22 protein-coding genes are annotated in these 19,261 nt (G+C 67.8%); 10 read left to right on the forward strand and 12 right to left on the reverse strand.

Annotation, left to right across the window (positions count from 1 at the left end; all coding sequences use genetic code 11):
• Positions 1–45 precede the first annotated feature (45 nt).
• Both AT701_RS25255 and AT701_RS25260 read left to right on the forward strand, forming a co-directional pair.
• Positions 46–1,251, forward strand: coding sequence for an MFS transporter (locus tag AT701_RS25255; RefSeq protein WP_003896567.1), 1,206 nt, complete (start codon positions 46–48; stop codon positions 1,249–1,251).
• Between the two features lie 36 nt (positions 1,252–1,287).
• Positions 1,288–2,616: an acyltransferase family protein gene (locus AT701_RS25260; protein ID WP_014878255.1), complete on the forward strand. Its 1,329-nt coding sequence runs from the start codon at positions 1,288–1,290 to the stop codon at positions 2,614–2,616.
• Between the two features lies 1 nt (position 2,617).
• On the opposite strand, the gene AT701_RS25265 is transcribed toward AT701_RS25260, so the two are convergent.
• Positions 2,618–2,788, reverse strand: a complete 171-nt coding sequence (locus AT701_RS25265; protein WP_003896571.1) for a DUF5302 domain-containing protein — start codon at positions 2,786–2,788, stop codon at positions 2,618–2,620.
• An 18-nt stretch (positions 2,789–2,806) separates the two neighbouring features.
• The gene (locus tag AT701_RS25270; protein WP_011730357.1) at positions 2,807–3,250 is read right to left on the reverse strand and encodes a PPOX class F420-dependent oxidoreductase; all 444 of its coding nucleotides are present in this window, start codon (positions 3,248–3,250) and stop codon (positions 2,807–2,809) included.
• 66 nt (positions 3,251–3,316) lie between these two features.
• Between AT701_RS25270 and AT701_RS25275 the strand changes: the two genes are divergently transcribed.
• The 3 genes from AT701_RS25275 to AT701_RS25285 are packed head-to-tail and all read left to right on the forward strand — an operon-like array spanning position 3,317 to position 5,725.
• Positions 3,317–4,330 (forward strand): alpha/beta hydrolase family protein, encoded by a 1,014-nt coding sequence (locus tag AT701_RS25275; protein WP_011730358.1) that lies wholly within the window; start codon positions 3,317–3,319, stop codon positions 4,328–4,330.
• Positions 4,331–4,349: 19 nt separating this feature from the next.
• Positions 4,350–4,865 carry a DUF1697 domain-containing protein gene (locus AT701_RS25280; RefSeq protein ID WP_011730359.1) on the forward strand — a complete coding sequence of 172 codons (516 nt, stop codon included), beginning with the start codon at positions 4,350–4,352 and terminating at the stop codon, positions 4,863–4,865.
• A gap of 23 nt (positions 4,866–4,888) precedes the next feature.
• Positions 4,889–5,725: a class I SAM-dependent methyltransferase gene (locus AT701_RS25285; protein WP_058126835.1), complete on the forward strand. Its 837-nt coding sequence runs from the start codon at positions 4,889–4,891 to the stop codon at positions 5,723–5,725.
• Between the two features lie 12 nt (positions 5,726–5,737).
• On the opposite strand, the gene AT701_RS25290 is transcribed toward AT701_RS25285, so the two are convergent.
• On the reverse strand, positions 5,738–6,103 hold the full coding sequence (locus AT701_RS25290) for an Rv1152 family transcriptional regulator (protein ID WP_014878257.1): 366 nt from the start codon (positions 6,101–6,103) through the stop codon (positions 5,738–5,740).
• Between the two features lie 74 nt (positions 6,104–6,177).
• Here AT701_RS25290 and cobB point away from each other — a divergent pair, with 74 nt between their 5' ends.
• Positions 6,178–6,900, forward strand: a complete 723-nt coding sequence (cobB, locus tag AT701_RS25295; protein WP_011730361.1) for an NAD-dependent protein deacylase — start codon at positions 6,178–6,180, stop codon at positions 6,898–6,900.
• A gap of 3 nt (positions 6,901–6,903) precedes the next feature.
• On the opposite strand, the gene AT701_RS25300 is transcribed toward cobB, so the two are convergent.
• The 3 genes from AT701_RS25300 to AT701_RS25310 are packed head-to-tail and all read right to left on the reverse strand — an operon-like array spanning position 6,904 to position 10,535.
• Positions 6,904–7,554 (reverse strand): class I SAM-dependent methyltransferase, encoded by a 651-nt coding sequence (locus AT701_RS25300; protein WP_011730362.1) that lies wholly within the window; start codon positions 7,552–7,554, stop codon positions 6,904–6,906.
• Positions 7,541–8,260, reverse strand: a complete 720-nt coding sequence (locus AT701_RS25305; RefSeq protein WP_058126836.1) for a TetR/AcrR family transcriptional regulator — start codon at positions 8,258–8,260, stop codon at positions 7,541–7,543. Before AT701_RS25305 ends, AT701_RS25300 begins: the two co-directional genes overlap by 14 nt.
• A 1-nt stretch (position 8,261) precedes the next feature.
• Complete coding sequence (locus AT701_RS25310) at positions 8,262–10,535, reverse strand: MMPL family transporter (RefSeq protein WP_058126837.1); 2,274 nt, start codon at positions 10,533–10,535, stop codon at positions 8,262–8,264.
• A gap of 217 nt (positions 10,536–10,752) precedes the next feature.
• Between AT701_RS25310 and AT701_RS25315 the strand changes: the two genes are divergently transcribed.
• Positions 10,753–11,313, forward strand: a complete 561-nt coding sequence (locus tag AT701_RS25315) for a DoxX family protein (protein ID WP_058126838.1) — start codon at positions 10,753–10,755, stop codon at positions 11,311–11,313.
• Between the two features lie 104 nt (positions 11,314–11,417).
• Positions 11,418–11,549, forward strand: coding sequence for a hypothetical protein (locus AT701_RS35970; protein ID WP_011730366.1), 132 nt, complete (start codon positions 11,418–11,420; stop codon positions 11,547–11,549).
• Positions 11,550–11,640: 91 nt separating this feature from the next.
• Here AT701_RS35970 and AT701_RS25325 read toward each other — a convergent pair whose 3' ends face one another.
• The 3 genes from AT701_RS25325 to AT701_RS25335 are packed head-to-tail and all read right to left on the reverse strand — an operon-like array spanning position 11,641 to position 14,575.
• Positions 11,641–12,654 (reverse strand): NAD(P)H-dependent flavin oxidoreductase, encoded by a 1,014-nt coding sequence (locus AT701_RS25325; RefSeq protein WP_011730367.1) that lies wholly within the window; start codon positions 12,652–12,654, stop codon positions 11,641–11,643.
• Between the two features lie 16 nt (positions 12,655–12,670).
• Positions 12,671–13,432: a 3-hydroxyacyl-CoA dehydrogenase gene (locus AT701_RS25330; RefSeq protein WP_003896585.1), complete on the reverse strand. Its 762-nt coding sequence runs from the start codon at positions 13,430–13,432 to the stop codon at positions 12,671–12,673.
• A gap of 51 nt (positions 13,433–13,483) precedes the next feature.
• Positions 13,484–14,575 (reverse strand): CaiB/BaiF CoA transferase family protein, encoded by a 1,092-nt coding sequence (locus AT701_RS25335; protein ID WP_011730368.1) that lies wholly within the window; start codon positions 14,573–14,575, stop codon positions 13,484–13,486.
• Between the two features lie 132 nt (positions 14,576–14,707).
• Here AT701_RS25335 and AT701_RS25340 point away from each other — a divergent pair, with 132 nt between their 5' ends.
• Entirely contained in the window at positions 14,708–15,535 is an 828-nt protein-coding gene (locus AT701_RS25340) for an enoyl-CoA hydratase (RefSeq protein WP_058126839.1), read from the forward strand.
• A 168-nt stretch (positions 15,536–15,703) separates the two neighbouring features.
• Here AT701_RS25340 and AT701_RS25345 read toward each other — a convergent pair whose 3' ends face one another.
• Positions 15,704–16,060, reverse strand: a complete 357-nt coding sequence (locus tag AT701_RS25345) for a type II toxin-antitoxin system HicB family antitoxin (RefSeq protein WP_223495755.1) — start codon at positions 16,058–16,060, stop codon at positions 15,704–15,706.
• Between the two features lie 115 nt (positions 16,061–16,175).
• On the opposite strand from AT701_RS25345, the gene tet(V) reads away from it, so the two are divergent.
• Positions 16,176–17,435, forward strand: coding sequence for a tetracycline efflux MFS transporter Tet(V) (gene tet(V), locus AT701_RS25350; RefSeq protein WP_003896589.1), 1,260 nt, complete (start codon positions 16,176–16,178; stop codon positions 17,433–17,435).
• A 3-nt stretch (positions 17,436–17,438) separates the two neighbouring features.
• Here the strand turns inward: tet(V) and AT701_RS25355 are convergent, their stop codons facing one another.
• Together AT701_RS25355 and AT701_RS25360 are read right to left on the reverse strand one after the other, a co-directional pair.
• Positions 17,439–18,122 carry a CPBP family intramembrane glutamic endopeptidase gene (locus AT701_RS25355; RefSeq protein ID WP_011730369.1) on the reverse strand — a complete coding sequence of 228 codons (684 nt, stop codon included), beginning with the start codon at positions 18,120–18,122 and terminating at the stop codon, positions 17,439–17,441.
• A complete protein-coding gene (locus AT701_RS25360) occupies positions 18,119–19,255 on the reverse strand; it encodes an NAD(P)H-binding protein (RefSeq protein WP_058126840.1) in 1,137 nt (378 codons plus the stop codon). Before AT701_RS25360 ends, AT701_RS25355 begins: the two co-directional genes overlap by 4 nt.
• Between the last annotated feature and the right edge of the window lie 6 nt (positions 19,256–19,261).

Below are 19,261 nucleotides of genomic sequence, written 5' to 3' on the forward strand. Positions count from 1 at the left end.
CGGGTGTGGGGATTAGGTCGACGACGCGCAAGCGTTGATCGGGTCGTGCCCCACACTCGGCGTTTCTCATTTGCCCTTCTGGCCTATGCCTTCGCGGCGATCATGGTCGGCACCACACTGCCGACCCCGATGTATGCGCTCTACGCCGAGCACATGAACTTCGCGGTGCTCACCACCACCGTCATCTACGCCACCTACGCCGGTGGCGTTCTGTTTGCGTTGCTGCTGTTCGGCCGCTGGTCGGACGCCATCGGCCGACGGCCCATGCTCTTGGCCGGTGTGGCGGCCGCGCTGATCAGCGCCGGGGTGTTCCTGATGGCCGACTCCGTCCCGGTGCTGCTGATCGGGCGGATCTTCTCGGGCCTGTCGGCGGGCATCTTCACCGGGACCGCGACCGCGGCCGTCATCGAGGCCGCACCGCCGGCCTGGCGCACCCGCGCCGCCGCGGTCGCCACCGTCGCCAACATCGGCGGCCTGGGCACCGGTCCGCTGCTCGCGGGTCTGCTGGTCGAATACGCACCCCGACCGTTGCACCTGTCGTTCGTCGTCCACATCGTGATGGCGGTGCTCGCCGGCGCCGCGGTGTTCGCCGTTCCGGAGACGTCGAGCAGGTCCGGCAGCATCGGCCTGCAGCGGCTCTCGGTGCCGCCCGAGGTGCGCACCGTGTTCGTCATCGCCGCCATCGCCGCGTTCGCCGGTTTCGCCGTCACGGGGATGTACACGGCGGTCGCACCGTCGTTTCTGTCCAACGTGATCGGCGTCGACAACCACGCCGTCGCCGGTGCGGTCGCCTGCTCGATCTTCGCGGCCTCGGCCGTCACACAGGTACTCGCCAACCGGGTCCAACCAGGGCGGGCCGTGGCCGTCGGCTGCGCGATCCTGATCGCCGGCATGCTCATTCTCACTGCGGCACTGCTGTTCTCGTCACTGCCCGCACTGATCGCCGCGGCCGTCGTGTCCGGCGTCGGGCAGGGTATGAGCTTCAGCCGGGGGTTGGCCGCGATCGCTGAGAAGACCCCGCCCGACCGTCGCGCCGAGGTGAGCTCGACCTATTTCGTCGTCGCCTACGTCGCGATCTCGCTGCCCGTGGTCGGTGAGGGGCTCTCGGCGCAACACTGGGGCCTGCGCCCCGCAGGCATCGCGTTCGCTCTTGCGGTCTGCGTGCTCGCGGTGATCTGTCTGGTGGCCATCCTGGTCGAGGAATCCCGGCAGAGACGCGCCGAGAGCGCGGAATTGAGTGCTTCTACCTAGAGACCCCATCGCCGACGCCCCATAGCGTTTGCTTCCATGACAGCAAACGCGATGACGGTGTTCCCCAGCCCGGCCGAGGTGGCGGCGAGCACTCCGCACGACCGTGACCGTGCCATCGACGTCATCCGCATCGTGAGCCTGGTGGGTGTGGTGCTGGGCCACACGATCATGGCGACCAGCACGATCCGCGACGACGTGTTCATCTGGAGCAACCTGCTCACGGCCTCGCCCGTGTTCCAGGCGCTGACCTGGGTGTTCCAGATCATGCCGCTGTTCTTCTTCGCCGGGGTCGCGGCGTGCGTGCAATCGTGGCGGCCCGGCACCGCGTGGGGCGGATGGCTGCTGCGCCGCTGCACGCGGTTGTACCGCCCGGTGTTCTACTACCTGGCGTTCTGGACCGCCACGCTGGTGGTGCTGCGCGCGATCCTCCCCGTGCACGTATACGAACCGATCGCGGGCATCTCGACACAGTTGTTGTGGTTCCTGGGCGCCTACGTCCTGGTGCTGGCCGCCGTGCCACTGCTCGCGCGCATCACCACCACCGGCCGGCTCGCCGCCGCGGTGCTCGGGACCTATGTGTTCATCGCGGCCGTCGACACCGTGCGGATCAACGCCGACGGCTACGCCACGCTGGGCTACCTCAACACCGTGGTGTGGCTGATCCCCGGCATGCTCGGTGTCGCCTACCGCCGGCGGTTGTTGTCCGCACGTGCGGCCCTGCGGATCGGCCTGGTCATGCTCAGTGTCAACCTGGCGCTGTTGTACTTCGGCCCTTATGAATTGAGCCTCGTCGGCATCGAGACCCAGCAGCTCAAGAACATGACACCGCCGTCACTGCTGCTGGCCGGGCACGCAATCATGCTGTGCGCGTTCGCGATCGCGCTGGCACCCGCGATCACCCGGTGGGCGCAACGGCCCCGCGTGTGGTGGCTCGCCGTGATCGGCAACTCCGGGGCGATGACGCTGTACCTGTGGCACATGCCGCTGCTGCTCGGCATGCACCTTGTGTTCGACTACGCCGGGTTCGACCGCTACGACCCGGCCTCACCCGGTTTCGTCGCGCTGTCGGTGGTGCAGATGGTGCTGATGACGGCTCTGGTCGGTATCGCGTTCGTGGCGCTGCGCCCGCTGGAGAACAACCCGCTGCCGCTGTGGGACGGCGGATCCGTGCCCACGCCGGGGATGCGCAGCCTGACGGTCGGACTGTTGCTGTGCACGGCAGGCGCGGCGACGCTGGCCTCGGTGGCGTGGGGCCTCAAAGACCAGGGGGTCTACTGCGTCGTCGTGATGATCGCGGCGCTTGTTCTTGCGCGTTGGCTCGCAAACCCTGCTGCGATCCGCTCCGCGGCAGTCGAATTGGCCTGAACTACCCGCTCTTACGCCGGAACTCGCGGCGGTTTTCGACGGGGCCGTGTGACCGTGGCTGGGTCCGTCCGGCGTCCTTGTGGTCGGCTCCGCCTGCCGCCTTGGCCTTCTTGCGCTCCAGCGCCTCCCGGAACTTGCGCTTGTTGTCGCTCTCGGGAGTCTCGTCGGTCATGCGCTCAGCCTAGACCGCTCAGCGCATGCCGGGCGGCATTCCGTACACGTGGGTGATGGGCAGGGTCATCAGCACGCGGCGGTCGTCGACCATGGCCTGCCGGAACTCATCCCAGTCGGGGTGTTCGCCGGAGATGTTGCGGTACAACGCGATCAACCCCTCGACGGTGTCGTCGTGGGTGGACGCGGCGGGCGGCGTGAGGATCGCGTCGCCCTCGGCGACCGCGTACGCCCACCCGTCGTCGGAACTGACGTGGATGGACGCGCGGGGATCGCGGCGCAGATTGCGCGTCTTGGCCCTGGGTTCGGTGATCGACACCTGGAAGGTCTGGGCCCGCGGATCGAAGTGGTAGGACACGTTGGACAGCTGTGGTCGCCCGTCCTGCTTGATCGTGGCCAGCACACCGAGTGAGTTGTTGCAGATCAATGCCAGCAGCTTGTCATCGAACACCTGACGCCCCATGTGACGAGACTACGTCGTTTCTCGGGAGGATCCCGCCGTCGCGCGCAGATCTTTACGATCGTCTCGATGGCGACGATCGACGGCAACACTCTCGAGGGGATCTCGGCGACCACGCCGTGGACGCTCCACCACCGAGCAAGCGGGGCCAAGCGCTCCAACGTGGTTCGTTTTCTGGCCCCGCTGCTCGCAGCGATCGTGACGTCGGCCGGGTGCGGTGCGCTGCCCACGGAGGTGACCGAGACGCCCGCCGCGGCCGAGGTCGAGGTGCTGCCCGAGGTGACCGTTCAGCGCTTCGAGTACGCCGCGGACAGCGAGCAGAACTGGGCCGACCTGTACCTGCCTGCCGGTCCGCAGCAGGTGGACTCGATCCCGCTGGTGGTCCTCATCCACGGCGGAGCGTGGCAGAGCAAGCTCGGCGCCGACGTGTTCGACGGCCTCGCCAGGGAACTCGCCGACCACGGTATGGCCGTCTACAACATCGAGTACCGCCGCGTCGGCTCCGGCGGCGGCTGGCCCACGACGTTCCACGACGTGGCCACCGCCCTCGACTACGTCACCGAGGTGGACAAGAGGTTCCCGCAGCTCACCGTCGACGACGAACTCGTCGTCGGGCACAGTGCGGGCGCGCAACTCGCGGTGTGGGCGGGCACCCGGCACAAGCTGCGTGACGACGAGGTCGGCTCGCACCCGTCGTTCCGGCCCACGCGCGTCGTCTCGCTGGCCGGGCCGCTGGACATGGTGTACGCGGCCGAGCACGGCGACCACCACATCGTGCGCGTGCTCGGCGGCCGCCCCACCGAGGTGCCGGACCGCTACACCTCGGTGGACCCGATCCAGAACATCGATCCCGAGGTGCCGGTGCTCGCCCTGCACGGGACCCGCGACACCGTCGTGTCGCCCGAGAATTCCAGGCGCTACGTCGCCGCGGTCAAACAGCAGGGCGGGCGCGCCGCGGTGAAGATGCTGACCGGCGAAAACCACACCTCGATCGTGTCGTTGCGCTCGCCCAGCCACGACGAGGTGCTGCGCGCGATCACCACGACCTCACAAACCGATTTGGACGACCTGCTGACCGAGTGACGGACTACGCTGACGTGCCATGACGCGCTATGCGGCCTTCCTGCGCGGGGTGAACGTCGGTGGCATCAACATCAAGATGGCCGAGCTGGCGCGCGTGCTCACCGATGCCGGATTCGACGACGTCCGCACCATCCTTGCAAGCGGGAATGTCCTGCTGGACAGCGCATCCGACGCGGACGGTGTGCGTGAGACCGCCGAGCGTGCACTGCGTGAGGCGTTCGGATACGAGGCGTGGGTGCTGGTCTACGACCTCGGGCAACTCGCCCGGATCTCGGCCGCGTACCCGTTCGAGCGCGAGGTCGAGGACCACCACTCGTACGTGACGTTCGTCAGTGACCCCGCCGTGCTCGACGAACTCGCCGCGCTGCCGCCCGGTCCGGGTGAGCAGGTGCGACGCGGTGACGGCGTGCTCTACTGGCAGGTGCCGCGCACCGCGACGCTGGACAGCGCGATCGGCAAGACCATGGGCAAGAAGCGATACAAGTCCTCGACCACCACCCGCAACCTGCGCACGCTCGACAAAGTGTTGCGCTGACCGGTTTCGGTACATTCGGGCAGGTGACGACCGATGCCACCGCACGCACCAGAGTCTCGCTGACCGGGGTCTCCGAAACCGCGCTGCTCACGCTGCAGGTTCGGGCGAACGAGGCGCGTCGCCCCGACGGACTCATCAAGGATCCCATGGCCGTGCAGCTCGTCGATTCGATCGACTTCGACTTCGCCAAGTTCGGCCACTCGCACCGCCAGGACATGGCGCTGCGGTCGCTGATCTTCGACCGCGCCACGAGCGACTACCTGCGGGATCATCCGAAGGCGACCGTGGTGGCGCTCGCCGAGGGGCTGCAGACCAGCTTCTACCGGCTCAACGAGGCCGGCGTCGGTGATCAGTTCTGCTGGCTCACGGTGGATCTGCCGCCGATGGTCGAGATCCGGAACAAGCTGCTGCCGCCGTCGGACCGGGTGCGCACGCGTGCGCAGTCGGCGCTCGACTACAGCTGGATGGACCAGGTCGACGACTCCGAGGGCGTGTTCATCACCGCCGAAGGGCTGCTGATGTACCTGCAGCCCGAGGAGTCCATGGGCCTGATCAAGGAATGCGCGCGGCGCTTCCCGGACGGCCAGATGATCTTCGACCTGCCGCCGTCGTGGTTCGCCGCGTGGGCGCGCAAGGGCATGCGCACATCGCGGCGCTACCGGGTGCCGCCGATGCCGTTCAGCCTCTCCCCGGCCGAGGTCGCCGACCTGGTGAACACCGTGCCCGGTGTGCGCGTGGTGCACGATCTGCCGTTCCCGCCGGCGCGCGGCAAGTTCATGCGCACCGTGGTGTGGGGCGTGCAGCGCCTGCCGCTGTTCGACCCCATCCGCCCCGTCATGGCGCTGCTCGAGTTCGGCTGAGCGCGCCTGGCGTCAGTCCAGCGCGGACTCGATGTAGCGCAGCGCGTCGTCCCTGGAGATTCCCAGCGACCGGGCCGCCTCGGCGAACGAGTTGGCCGCGGCGGCCATGGCGGCGTCGGCCGGATCGGCGCGCGCCACGAAGGTGCCGAACCGCCCCCGCGTCTCCAGCACCCCCGCAGCTTCGAGTTCCCGGTAGGACCGGGCCACGGTGTTGACGGCCAGACCGACGTGCGTGGCAAGTTCGCGCACGGTGGGTAATCGGGTGCCCGGAGACAGTCGCCCGTCTCGGATCCCATCGATGATCTGTACCCTGAGCTGGTCAAACAACGGTTTGTCGCTATCGGGATCTATAGAGACCCAATCCCCCAATTCGGTCACACCCTTGAGTATGCTCCTTTATCCGTCCAGGTCCTCCTGACCCGCCGTCCCGAAGACCCGCTACCTTGGTTGACGTGCAAGTTACTGTGCTCAGCGGCGCCGGGATCTCGGCAGAAAGCGGCGTGCCCACGTTCCGCGACGCCGAGACCGGCCTGTGGGCCCAGGTCGACCCGTACGAGATCTCCAGCACCGACGGTTGGCAGCGCAACCCCGAGAAGGTGTGGGCCTGGTATCTGTGGCGGCACTACATGATGGCGCGGGTCGCGCCCAACGAAGCGCACCGCACCGTGGCCGCCTGGGAGGACCACCTCGACGTGCGCGTCGTCACCCAGAACATCGACGATCTGCACGAGCGCGCGGGCAGCACCAATGTGTACCACCTGCACGGCAGCCTGTTCGAATTCCGTTGTGACGCTTGCGGGTCTGCGTTCGAGGGCAACCTCCCCGAGATGCCGGAACCGGTCGAGACCATCGACCCGCCGGTGTGCCCGTGCAGCGGCCTGATCCGTCCCAGCGTGGTGTGGTTCGGCGAGCCGCTGCCCGACGCCGCCTGGAATCGCTCGGTGCTCGCGGTGAGCAGCGCCGACGTGGTGATCGTGGTCGGCACGAGTTCGATCGTCTACCCGGCCGCCGGTCTCCCCGAGGCGGCCCTGGCCGCGGGAAAGCCCGTCATCGAGGTCAACCCCGAGCGCACGCCGCTGTCCGACAGCGCCACGGTCTCGTTGCGCGAGACCGCCAGCGAGGCACTTCCGACGTTGTTGCAGCGCCTGCCCGAACTGCTCAACCGCTCGGCCTGAACTCTAGGGCCGCACCGCCCGGCCGATCGCGAACTCCGTGGTGGGCACCGGCACCCACGCCGGCAGGACCTGCTCGCGTCGGCGCCCCCGCACGCCGAACCCGCTGGACGCGATGACCTGCTCGGTGTGACGGTGCGTGTGGCAGCCGCCGAACAGCTTCGGCCACACGGTCGCGTCGGCCAGGCGCTGCAGCCGGGCCTGGAAGCCCGTGCCCGCCACATGCTCCAGGTAGCGCAGCTCACCGCCCGGGCGCAACAGTGAATACAGCTGTCCGACAACCTGTTCCGGGTCGTCAACCGAACACAGCACCAACGAGCACACCACTGCGTCGAACGGCTGTGCGCTGGCAAAGGTTTCGATGGTGTCGCCGGTGACCGAGACCGGCACCGGCGCCTTCGCCGCGGCCTGACGCGCCACGTCGGCGAGCCTGCGTTCGGGTTCGATGGCCACGACCTCGTCGACCGTGGACGGATAGAACTCGAAGTTGGTGCCGGTGCCCGCGCCCACCTCGAGCACGCGTCCGCTCAGCCCGGCGAGGTTCTCCGCGCGCATGCGGCGCACCGACTCGGTCTCGTGTGTCGACAGCGTCTTCCACAGCCACGCGAAGAACGGGTTGTCGACGGGTTCGGGCTGTGCCGCGTCAGTTGGGGGCATCGGCAAGTCCTTTCAGTCGTGCGACGGCCTCACTGGGTGTCACGTCGTTGCCGATGATGCCCGACACGATGTGGCCCGAACAGACCGCGCGCAGAACCCGATCGGCGAACTCGTGCGTATCTCCCCACGGCAGATACGGCTTGGCGATCAGCATCGCGGCCACACCGTGCGCGGCGGTCCACAATTCCAGCGCCCAGGTGGTGGCGTCACCGGGCGGGTAGATCCCCTCGTCCATCAGCTTCTCGATCGTCGCGCGCATGTGCCGGAACGCCGAACTGTTCAAGGTGATGTCGACGTCGCTGCCGGGGCGGCCCTCGGCCATCGTGGCCAGCCGGTACAGCTCGGGGGTCTGGGTCGCGAACTCCACGTAGGCCAGCCCCTGGGCGCGCAGCACGTCGATGGTCGACGGCTGGCCCGCCGCCACGCGCTGCATCTGCTGGTCGAGTTTCTCGAAGTACCGCGCGCACACCGCATCCAGCAGGGCGTCCTTGTCGGCGAAGTGCAGATAGATCGACGGTGGTGTCACCCCGACCCGTTTGGCCACGGCGCGGATCGAGACATCTTTGGCGTGGCCGGTTTCCAGCAGCAGATCGGTGGTGGCGTCGAGGATCTCCTCACGCAACAGCTCGCCGGAGCCGCGGCGGGCACGCCGGCGCTTGATCGGGCACGGCGAGTTCGCGCCCGCATGCGGGTTCGGTGTCGGCACGCTACCCACTCTGCGTCACGCCGGCGGACGCCGGCTGCGGTTTAGGGTCGGGCGGCAGGCCGGACTCGCTGAACCCGATGCGCCCGTGCAGGCGCGCGAGCGGTGCGGGCGCCCACCAGTTCCACTTGCCCATGACGCGCATGAAGGCCGGGACCAGCAGCATCCGCACCAGGGTCGCGTCGACGAGCACCGCGAGGGTGAGACCCAGGCCGAACATGCGCATGAATGCGACCTGCGCGGCGATCAGCGCCGCGAACGAGATGGACATCAGCAGCGCGGCGGCCGTGATCACGCGGCCGGTGTGGGCGAGCCCGAGTGCGACGCTCTCCTCGTTGGCCGCGCGGGACTGATCCGACTGCAGCCAGAACTCCCGGATCCGCGAGACCAGGAACACCTCGTAGTCCATCGACAGGCCGAAGGCGATGCAGAACAACAACACCGGCAGGTTGGCGACGAGCGTGCCGGTCGGCGTGGTGCCCAGCGCGCCGAGGTGGCCGTCCTGGAAGATCCACACCAGCGCGCCGAACGCGGCCGACAGCGACAACACGTTGAGCACCAACGCTTTCAGCGGCAGCACGACGCTGCCGGTCAGCAGGAACAGCAGGACGAACGTGATGCCCGCGATGATGCCCAGCACCAGCGGCAGCCGGGACGTGATCGCCTGAGAGCTGTCCCGGTTGACCTGCGCGACACCGGTGAACTGGACCTCGGCGGGCGCGGCCACGGCGTGCAGCGCGTCGAGTTGCGCCTCCGAGGCGTCGCTGAACAACGGTGCGTCGCTGCCCACGGTGAGAAACGCGCTGCCGTCGCCGATGCCGGTGGCCGCCGACGGCGGACCCACGTGGCGGCCCTGGACGTAGGTGCCGCCGGGCGCCGACACCGACGAGACGTCGGCGACCTGGGACAGCCGTGCGGCGTACCGGTCGATCTCGGCGGGGGCCACCGTGGTGGCGTCGGGGAGCACCACGGTGACGCTCGTCGCCGAGTCGACGGCGAAGTTGGTGCGCATCTCGTCGCCGATCTGGCGCGCCGATGCGCTCTGCGGCAGCACGCGGTCATCGGGGAAGCCCCACTTGATCCCGGTGAACGGCACCCCGAGAAGCACCAGCAGCGCGATGATCCCGACGCCGATCGGCACGGCTCGGCGCATCGCGGCCTTGGCGGTGCGGTACCAGAAGCCCTGCTCGACGGGTTTGGGTTCCGGTTCGGGCCGCCCGAACACGCGCCGAAAGAACCGGCGTACGTCGTAGGCGTCGAGCCGGTCGCCGAGCAGCACGATCGCGGCCGGTGTGAGCACGATGGCGGCCGTGGCCGCGAGCGCCACCACGGCGATGCCCGCGTACGCGAACGACTTGAGGAAGTACATCGGGAACAGCACCATCGCGACCATCGACAGCGCGACCGTCATCGCCGAGAACAGCACGGTGCGCCCAGCGGTCATCATGGTGCGCACCAGTGCGTTCTCGCGGTCGGCACCCTCGGCCAGCTCGTCGCGGAACCGGCTGATGATCAACAGCGTGTAGTCGATCGCCAGCGCCAGACCCATTGCGACCGTGAGGTTGAGCGCGAAGATCGACACGTCGGTGACCATCGTGAACAGGCGCAGCACCGCGAGGGATCCGAGGATCGCGAAGCCTCCGACCGCGAGCGGCAGCGCCGCGGCCAGCAGTCCGCCGAACACCCACACCAGCACGACGAAGCTCAGCGGGATCGCGATGGATTCCATCATCAGCAGGTCTTTTTCGCTCTGCCCGTTGATCTGCACGTAGATCATGGCCTCGCCGCCTGCGCGCACCCGCACACCGTCGTGATCGCGCACGAGCTGATCGGTGAGTTCCTTGGCGTGCTGTTGTGCGCCGTTCTCCCCCCCGTTGAGGCCGGCCACGATCAAACCGGTCCGGGCGTCCTTGCTCATCAGCGCGGGCGCCGCCGAGGGCGGCGCGGTCCAGGCCGAGGTGACCTCGGTGACGTACGGCGACGCCTTGAGTTTCGAGACGATCTCGGTGCCGACCTCACGGGCCCGCTCACCGTCGGCGCGGTCTCCGGGGGCCTCAGCGGTGACGGCGATGACGAGTTGCATGTCGCCGCGGTGGAACTTGTCGGCCAGCAGTTGTGTCGCACGTGCGGATTCGGCCGTGGGGTCCTGGAATCCACCTGCCGACAGCTTGTTTGCCACCGGGATGCCGAAGATGCCCGCGGCGATCATCACGAGCGCGGCCACCACGAGGATGCGGCGCGGTGCGGCAATCGCCGTGGTTGCGATTCGTTGCAGCACGTGCGCTCCTCCCACAACGTAGATTACCGTCGTTAAGTTAACAACGATAAGTTGAGGTCGTCAACGCCGACTTCGCAGATAGACACGATCGAAATCCCTTGCCGGTTCACCCCTGGCGGGTTCACAGTGTTCTTCTGGGACTCTCCCGGGAATCTCTCGGGCTGCTCACAGGTTGTCCCCCGCGATTAGTTCTCGACGTGCGAAGGGTCCAGTAGTCATGACCGCGAATTCCCTGGAGAAAACAAGCCTGTCGTCGGGCGCCACGCCGTCCGCCCGGTCGATGGCCGACACGGGCCTGTTCATCCTGCGCCTGGCACTGGGCGCGACGATGCTGCAGGCCGGCCTGATCAAGGCCGCCGACTTCGGCACCACCGTGGGGTTCATGGAAAGCGGCGGCTGGAGCCTGCCGACGTTCGCCGCCCTCATGGTCACCACCGCCGAGACCCTCGGCGGACTCGGCCTGCTACTCGGAGTCCTGACCCCGCTGGCGGCGTGCGCCGTGATCGGGGCGATGGTCGACGCGTGGGCCGTGAACGTCTCGACCGACGTGGTCTGGGCGATGCCGTTCAACGTCCCGTTCCTCGTGGCGTTCGGCGCGGCAACCCTGCTGTTCACCGGCTCCGGACGTTGGTCGGTGGATCACCGGGTGTTCGGCCGCAGCACGGTGCCCAGGCCCATCGCGGTCGGACTGCTGGTCGCGGGCGTCGCGGTGGCGATCCTGACCTGGATGGCGCTCAACGGCGTCAACCCGATCCACTTCAGCGCTCCTCAGGGCTGACGACGGTTAGCTACCTGCCGGAAACCTACCCAAAAGTAGGATTGCCACCATATTCCGAATCGTGACTCAAAGATTCCTTAATAGTGACCCATACGCTCAGAGTCATGTGGATCGACGACACCAGTGCCGATGTCATCAAGGTCGACTTCGAGGCTCTTTACCACGGCGATGTTCTCGTCGAGGGTGACACCTCGGAGCAGTTTGACGACTTCCAGCAACTGCCTACCGCGGTATGAGAAAACGCGCGCCTCGCGGCGCGCGTTTCCCGGTTTGAGTTTGCCCGCACGCGGGCACACTCCCTGACCTGCTTTCGAATCAGTCCCTGCGCTACGCGGGGACTGTTTCTTTCTCGGCGTCCGGCTCGTCCGCGCTGATCATGTTGAGCAGACGTCCGCTGATCAGCACTTCGGCGTCGCGCACGATGCGGGTGACCAGGTCCTGGACGGTCGGGATGTCGTCGATCAGGCCCATCGCGGTGCCCACGGTCCAGATTCCGGCATCGACGTCACCGTTCTCGAACACCTTACGGCCGCGCACACCGGCCACCAGATCCTTGACGTCCTCGAACTGGCCGCCCTTGTTGAGGATCTCCACCACCTCGCGCGAGACCTTGTTCGACGCCACGCGTGCGGTGTTGTGCAGCGTGCGGAAGATCAGCTCGGTGCCACGCTCGTCGCCGGCAACGATCGCTTCCTTGACGTTCTGGTGGATCGAGGACTCCACCGTGCACATGAACCGCGACCCCATGTTGATGCCGTCGGCACCCAACGCCAGCGCCGCCGCCAGACCGCGACCGTCGGCGAAACCGCCCGAGGCGATCATCGGGATCTCGATCTTGTCGGCGGCCGCCGGGATCAACACCAGGCCCGGGATGTCGTCCTCGCCGGGATGACCGGCGCATTCGAACCCGTCGATGCTGATGCCGTCCACGCCCAGGCTCTGGGCCTTGACCGCGTGGCGCACCGAGGTGCACTTGTGCAGCACCTTGATGCCGTTGTCGTGGAACATCGGCAGGTGCGGCGCCGGGTTGGAGCCCGCCGTCTCCACGATCTTCACGCCCGAGTCGACGATCACCTGGCGGTACTCGTCATAAGGCGGCGGGTTGATCGACGGCAGGATCGTCAGGTTCACACCGAACGGTTTGTCGGTCAGGTCCCGGCAGCGCGCGATCTCGTTGGCCAGGTCCGCCGGCGTCGGCTGCGTCAGCGCCGTGATGAACCCCAGTGCGCCCGCATTGGCCACGGCCGCAACCAGTTCCGCGCGACCGACCCACTGCATACCGCCCTGGGCGATCGGGTGGGTGACCCCGAAAGCCTCGGTGAACTTCGTCGTCAACGCCATGTGAGTCTCCTCCGTCTCATCGCGGTGCCATGCGGATGGCGCCGTCGAGACGGATCACCTCGCCGTTGAGCATCGGGTTCTCGATGATGTGCTGCGCGAGCGCGCCGTACTCGTCGGGATCACCCAGCCGCGCCGGATGCGGCACCTGGGCGCCGAGGGACTTCTGCGCCTCCTCGGGCAGCGAGCCCAGAAGCGGCGTCTTGAACAGACCCGGCGCGATGGTGACGACGCGGATCAGCTCACGCGAGAGGTCGCGCGCGATCGGCAGGGTCATGCCGACCACGCCGCCCTTGGACGCCGAGTACGCGGCCTGGCCGATCTGGCCGTCGAACGCCGCGACCGAGGCGGTGTTGATGATGACGCCGCGCTCTTCGCCGTTGGGCCCGATGGGCTCGGTCTTGGCGATGCGCTCCGCGCTCAGGCGGATCACGTTGAACGTGCCGATCAGGTTGACCTCGACGACCTTGCGGAACCCGTCGAGCGGGAAGGGGCCGTTCTTGCTCAGCGTCTTGATCGCGTTGCCGATACCGGCGCAGTTGACGTTGATGCGCACCGGGCCCAGCGACTCGGCCACGTTCAGCGCCTCGGTGACACCGGCCTCGTCGGTCACGTCGGTCGCGACGAACTTTGCGCGATCGCCGAGCTCGGCGACGACCTCTTCACCCTTGAGGTCGATCACCACGACCTGCGCGCCCGCGTCGAGCAGCCGCTTGGTGGTGGCCAGGCCCAGGCCGGATGCGCCGCCGGTGACGACGGCTACCGCGTCTTTGATCTCCACTTACCGCATTCCTTTCCGGCCGGCCCTGTGCCGACCAATGGGTGGTTGGGACTAACTCCAGTCGCGCAGCACGGCCTCAGTGTCGGCGCCACGCTGCGGCGGCGGCGTCGGCCGACCCGGCTGCGTGCGCGAGAACCGCGGTGCGGGCATGGGCTGCAGGTTGCCTTCGTCGTCGTAGAAGGTGTTGCGCTCGGCCACATGCGGCTCGTCGAGCACCTCGGCGAACGACAGCACCGGCGTCGTACATGCGTCGGTGCCCTCGAAGACCTTGGTCCAGTGCGCCCGGTCGTGCGCCGCGAACGCCTTGGCGAACGCCTCGCGCAGTTCGGGCCAGCGGGAGATGTCGTTCTGCGCAGGCAGATCGGCCCCGTCGAGGCCCAGACCCTTGAGCAGTTCGGCGTAGAACTGCGGTTCGATCGCGCCGACCGCAATGTACTTGCCGTCGGCGGTCTCGTAGGTGTCGTAGTACGGCGCACCCGTGTCGAGCATGTTGGTGCCGCGCTCGTCCGACCACATGCCGTTGGCGCGGAAGCTCCACATCATCTCCATGAGCACGGCCGAGCCGTCGACCATCGCGGCGTCGATGACCTGGCCCTTGCCCGAGGCCTGCCGTTCGTACAGCGCCGAGAGGATGCCGACCAGCAGGAACATCGACCCGCCACCGAAGTCGCCTGCGAGGTTCAGCGGCGGCACCGGGCGCCCGCCTTTGCGCCCGACCGCGTGCAGCGTGCCGTTGAGCGAGATGTAGTTGATGTCGTGGCCGGCCTGCAGAGCGCGCGGGCCGTCCTGGCCCCAGCCGGTCATGCGCGCGTAGATCAGCCGTTCGTTGACCTTGGCGCAGTCCTCGGGTCCCAGGCCCAGGCGTTCGGTGACCCCGGGCCGGTAGCCCTCGATCAGCACGTCGGCCTTGGCGACCAGCTGCAGCACCAGGTCACGACCTTCGGGCGCCTTCAGGTCGGCCACCACCGAACGGCGGTTGCGCAGCATCGCGTCACGGTCACCCGCGGGGACCCCACCGCCCTTGCCCGGGCGCTCGATGCGCACGACGTCAGCGCCCAGATCGCCCAGAATCATCGCCGCGTGCGGGCCGGGGCCGATACCGGCCAACTCGACAACCCGCAAACCTTGCAGTGGTCCTGCCATGCTCAAACGCCCCTTCGCGTGTAGATCAGTTGACCGCCGACATAGCTTACTTGTATAACCTTCTCGGTCGGCCATGGCCATAGCCGGCCCCGCCGGAGCAGGTGGATCGCCTGCCGGACCTAAGGTGCACAGATGACTTCCACCGATGCCAGTGCCGAGACCGTGACCCGCGATTACCCCAGCATCGACGACGTTTCGGTATCCCTCACCGACGGTGTTCTGGCGGTGACGCTCAACCGCCCCGACAGCCTCAACTCGCTCAACCGGGACATGCTCAACGCGGTCGCCGACGCCATGGAGGTCGCCGCGACCGATCCGGCTGTGCGCGTCGTGCGCCTCGGTGGCGCCGGCCGCGGGTTCAGCTCGGGTGCCGGCATCAGCGAGGAAGACCAGAACGCCAAGGGTCACGACGCCGCGGCCGTGCTCGATGCCGCCAACCGCGCCGTCGCTGCGATCGTGGCGCTGCCGAAACCCGTTGTCGCCGTGGTGCACGGGCCGGCCGCAGGCGTCGGCGTGTCGCTCGCGTTGGCGTGCGACATCGTGCTCGCGTCGGATCAGGCGTTCTTCCTGCTGGCGTTCACCAAGATCGGCCTGATGCCCGACGGCGGCGCGTCGGCGCTGGTCGCGGCGGCCATCGGCCGCATCCGCGCGATGCGGCTGGCGCTGCTGGCCGACCGGCTGACCGCCACCGACGCCTACGACTGGGGCCTGATCAGCGCCGTGTACCCGGCCGACGAGTTCGACGCGGCCGTCGACAAGGTGCTGGCGAAGCTGCGCAACGGGCCCGCTGTCGCGCTGCGCAAGACCAAGCAGGCGATCAACGAAGCGACGCTCACCGAGCTGGACGACGCGATCGCGCGTGAGCGCGAGGGACAGCTGGAGTTGTTGGTGGCCAACGACTTCCGTGAAGGCGCGCAGGCGTTCCAGCAGAACCGGCGCCCGGAGTTCACGGACCAGTAGGGCGTACCCGGTCGCTCTCGAACCCTGATATCGCATGCGATATCAGGGTTCGTGCATGAGTGGGGACCGACCGGAGGTCGGGTCGGGGCGGCCCCTCCCCCCATCCACACTCACTTCCCAAACCCGATATCACCCGCGATATCAGGGTTCACAAGCAACACCCGACACCTAGTAGTCGTCAAACGACACCATCGGACGCGCTGCCAATTTCTGCACCACCCACTGGTTCAGCGACACCCGCTGTTCGGCGGCTTCGACCATGAGCTTGGCGTGCAGAATGGGTGAGGTGCGCACCATGAAGCTGCCGCTGTAGCGCCGGTCGGTCAGTGGCTGCGGTAGATCCATGTCAGCCGCGAGCCTGTCGGCGACCTTCTGCTCGACGAGGCGCTGCGCACGTTCGACGGCCTCGTGCGCGGTGAACGCCCGCGCGCACAGCGTCGGGAACTCCAGGCACAGGCCGAAGTATTCGCGGTATTCCGGGGACCACTGCGCGCGGTACGTCCACTGCGGTTCGGTGTCTGTCATGGCCCGATGATCGGCCAGGGCACCGACAACCACCCGGGCGTAATTCATTGGACTCGGCCGCCGCAGGTTGGGACCATCAAATGTTGTGAGTACGCAACATGACATCGAAGAACCGGTGCGCTCCCCGCGTCCGGTCGCAGGCTGGCGCGTACTCGCACCGTTCCGGATCCGCGAGTACCGCCTGCTGATCGCCGCGGTCACGCTGTCGATCTTCGCCGAGGGCATGTGGTCGGTGGTCATGGCGCTGCAGGTGATCGCGATCGACAACGATCCGGCGTCACTGTCGCTGGTCGCGACGTGCCTCGGTGTCGGCCTGGTCGCGTTCGTCCTCGTCGGCGGCATCACCGCGGACCGGATCAACCAGCGCACCATCATCATTGCCGTCGAGGTGGTCAACTTCGTCACGGTCGCGGTGATCTCCGCGCTGGCCCTGCTGGGCGTGCTGAAGATCTGGCACATGGCCGTTGCCGCAGGCATTCTCGGCATCGCGGCGGCGTTCTTCTTCCCGGCCTACAGCGCGATCCTGCCGCGCATCCTGCCGCCCGAACAGCTGCTGGCCGCCAACGGTGTCGAGGGCGTGGTACGCCCGGTGTTCCAGCGTTCGGTGGGCCCCGCGGTGGCCGGCATGGTCATCGGTGCAACGATGCCGTCGATCGGCGCGGTCGTGGTGGCGGTGCTGTTCGCGCTCGGCCTGGCGCTGCTGGTCGCGACCCGTCCGCCCGCCCAGCCCGCCTCCGAGCACCATGAGCGCCCGCACGTATTGCGGGACCTGCGTGAAGGTTTCGCCTTCGTCCTGAAGACACCGTGGCTGCTGTGGACCGTGCTGTTCGCGAGCATGTTCGTGCTCGTCGTGCTGGGACCCATCGAGGTGCTGCTGCCGTTCATCGCACAGGACCGCTTCGCCGACGGCGCCCGCGCCTACGGTTTCATCCTGGCGTTCTTCGGTATCGGCAGTGCGATGGGCGCGCTGACGGTGTCGTCGCGGCGCATGCCGCGCCGCTATCTCACGACCATGATGCTGATGTGGGGTCTCGGCTCGATTCCCCTTGTGATCGTGGGATATACATCGTCGTTCCCGCTGATGGCCGCTGCGACGTTCGTCATCGGCGTCACCGACGGCGCTGGCATGGTGATCTGGGGAACGCTGCTGCAACGGCGTGTGCCCACCGAGATGCTGGGCCGCGTGTCGAGCCTGGACTTCTTCGTATCGCTGGCGTTCATGCCGTTGTCATTCGCGATCGTGGGTCCGCTGTCGAAGGTGGTCTCGATGGAGGTGATCTTCGCGACGGCGGGTCTGGTGCCCGTGGCGATCGCGGCCGTGGCGTTCACCGCGGCGCGCATGCACCGTGACGAGGTGGCGAACCCACTGCTGTGACGTCTACACGCCGAAGATCGGCGGGAGTGCGAGCACCATCGCCAGACCCCAGAAGAAATGGGTGAGCATCGGTGCGAGCACACCCCCGGTAACGCGGCGTTCCATGGCGCACACCGCGCCCAGGATGATGGCCGCGAACCCCAGCATGGGGTTGCCCGAGGCCATCGTGGTCACGATGTAGATCAGCGTCGACACCACCACCGGGTAGAACTTCCCGAGCGCGGAGTACAGCGCACCGCGGAAGAACAGTTCCTCGGCGACGCCGTTGATGACGGTGATGAACACGATCAACGCCAGCGGCCCGGTATTGCTGAATTCCAGTACACGCGTGATGAATTCACGGATGCCGGGGATCTCGCGGGCAATGAGGGCGCCGACGACGAACACACCCGCGAGCGTGATACCGACGACGGCACCGGCAAGCGCGGGGCGCCGGTCCCGCCCACGGACATGCAGGTACCCCAGGTGCAAGGGACCGGACACGAACGCGCCGACGGCCCACACCGCGGCCAGCACCAGCGTCAGCCACAGGAACGAGCCGTCGCCGGGCGAGCGGGTCAGCGAGTATCCGAGCAGTCCCGCCCCGATGAGCAGGAACACCGAGACGACGATGCGTCGGCGCCGGATCTGTTCGGGCGCTTCGTGACACACCTCCGGCTCACGTGCCTGCTGGATGAACCGGGTCACCGCGCCCCCTTGGGCACCAGCCCGATCATCGTGTCGAGCCCTGTGCGCACCGCGCCTGCCACCGGGCCGGGCAACAGACCAAGCAACGCGAGTGCCGGACGGGTGACCGATGGCAGTACCGCGCCGGCCAACTGCCGCAGGCGTGCCGGGTCGCCGCCGGCCCACACCGGATCGGTGTCGGCGAGGTGGTGCGGATCCGGCAGCATGTTGACGGGTTTGCGGCGCCCGCCCGCAAGTGCCCGCCGGATCGCGTCGTCGACGCCGAGCAGACCGCCCGGCGGGTCCGGCACCACGTGGCGGATGCCGTCACCATCGGCGGTCATCGGATATTCAAGGGATACCGTGAGATCCGCGGTCAGACCGTCCGGCACGGGCAGCGCCACCGCGGACACGCGGGAAGCAAGACCGGTGGCCACGCCGCACACGGGCACGCCGAAACGCCGCTTGCCCGCCAAGCGGGAGTACGCCGCCAAAACCCCACGGTAGGTGGTGGTCTCGGGCCCACAGATGTCATATGCCCCGGCGGGCACCTTATCGGTGTCGGCCGCGGCCACCAGATAGTGCAGCACGTCGCGGATCGAGATGGGATCCATGGGGTTCGACAGCCACGACGGCAGCGGCATCACCGGGAAACGGTCGGCCACGTACCGCAGGATCTCGAACGACGTCGACCCCGCGCCGATGATCATCGCCGCGCCAAGCCACACCACCTCGGGGCCGCCGTCCACACTCAGAGCATGGGCCACCTCGGCACGGCCCGCCAGGTGATCGGACAACGTGTCGTCGTCGGGGACGAACCCGCCGAGGTAGACGACGCGCTGGACCCCGGCGTCACGTGCGGCCGTGGCGAGGTTGGTCGCGGCGCGGTTGTCGGCCTCACGGAAGCCGGGTTCACCGATGCCGTGCAGCAGGTAGTAGACGACGTCGATGTCGCCTGCCTTGCCGAACGCGTCACGTACCGAGTCGGCGTCGCCCGCGTCGAGCCGTACGGCGCTCACGTCGGGAAACCACCCGAAGTCGGTCAGCCTGGCCGTGTTGCGGCTTGCCACCACGACGTCGTGATCATGCGCCAGCAGCGCCGTGACCAGCCTCGAGCCGACATATCCGGTCGCGCCGGTCACCATCATCCGCATGCTGGG

The organism is Mycolicibacterium smegmatis, from assembly GCF_001457595.1.
In the GTDB taxonomy this organism is placed as follows: Bacteria; Actinomycetota; Actinomycetes; order Mycobacteriales; family Mycobacteriaceae; genus Mycobacterium; species Mycobacterium smegmatis.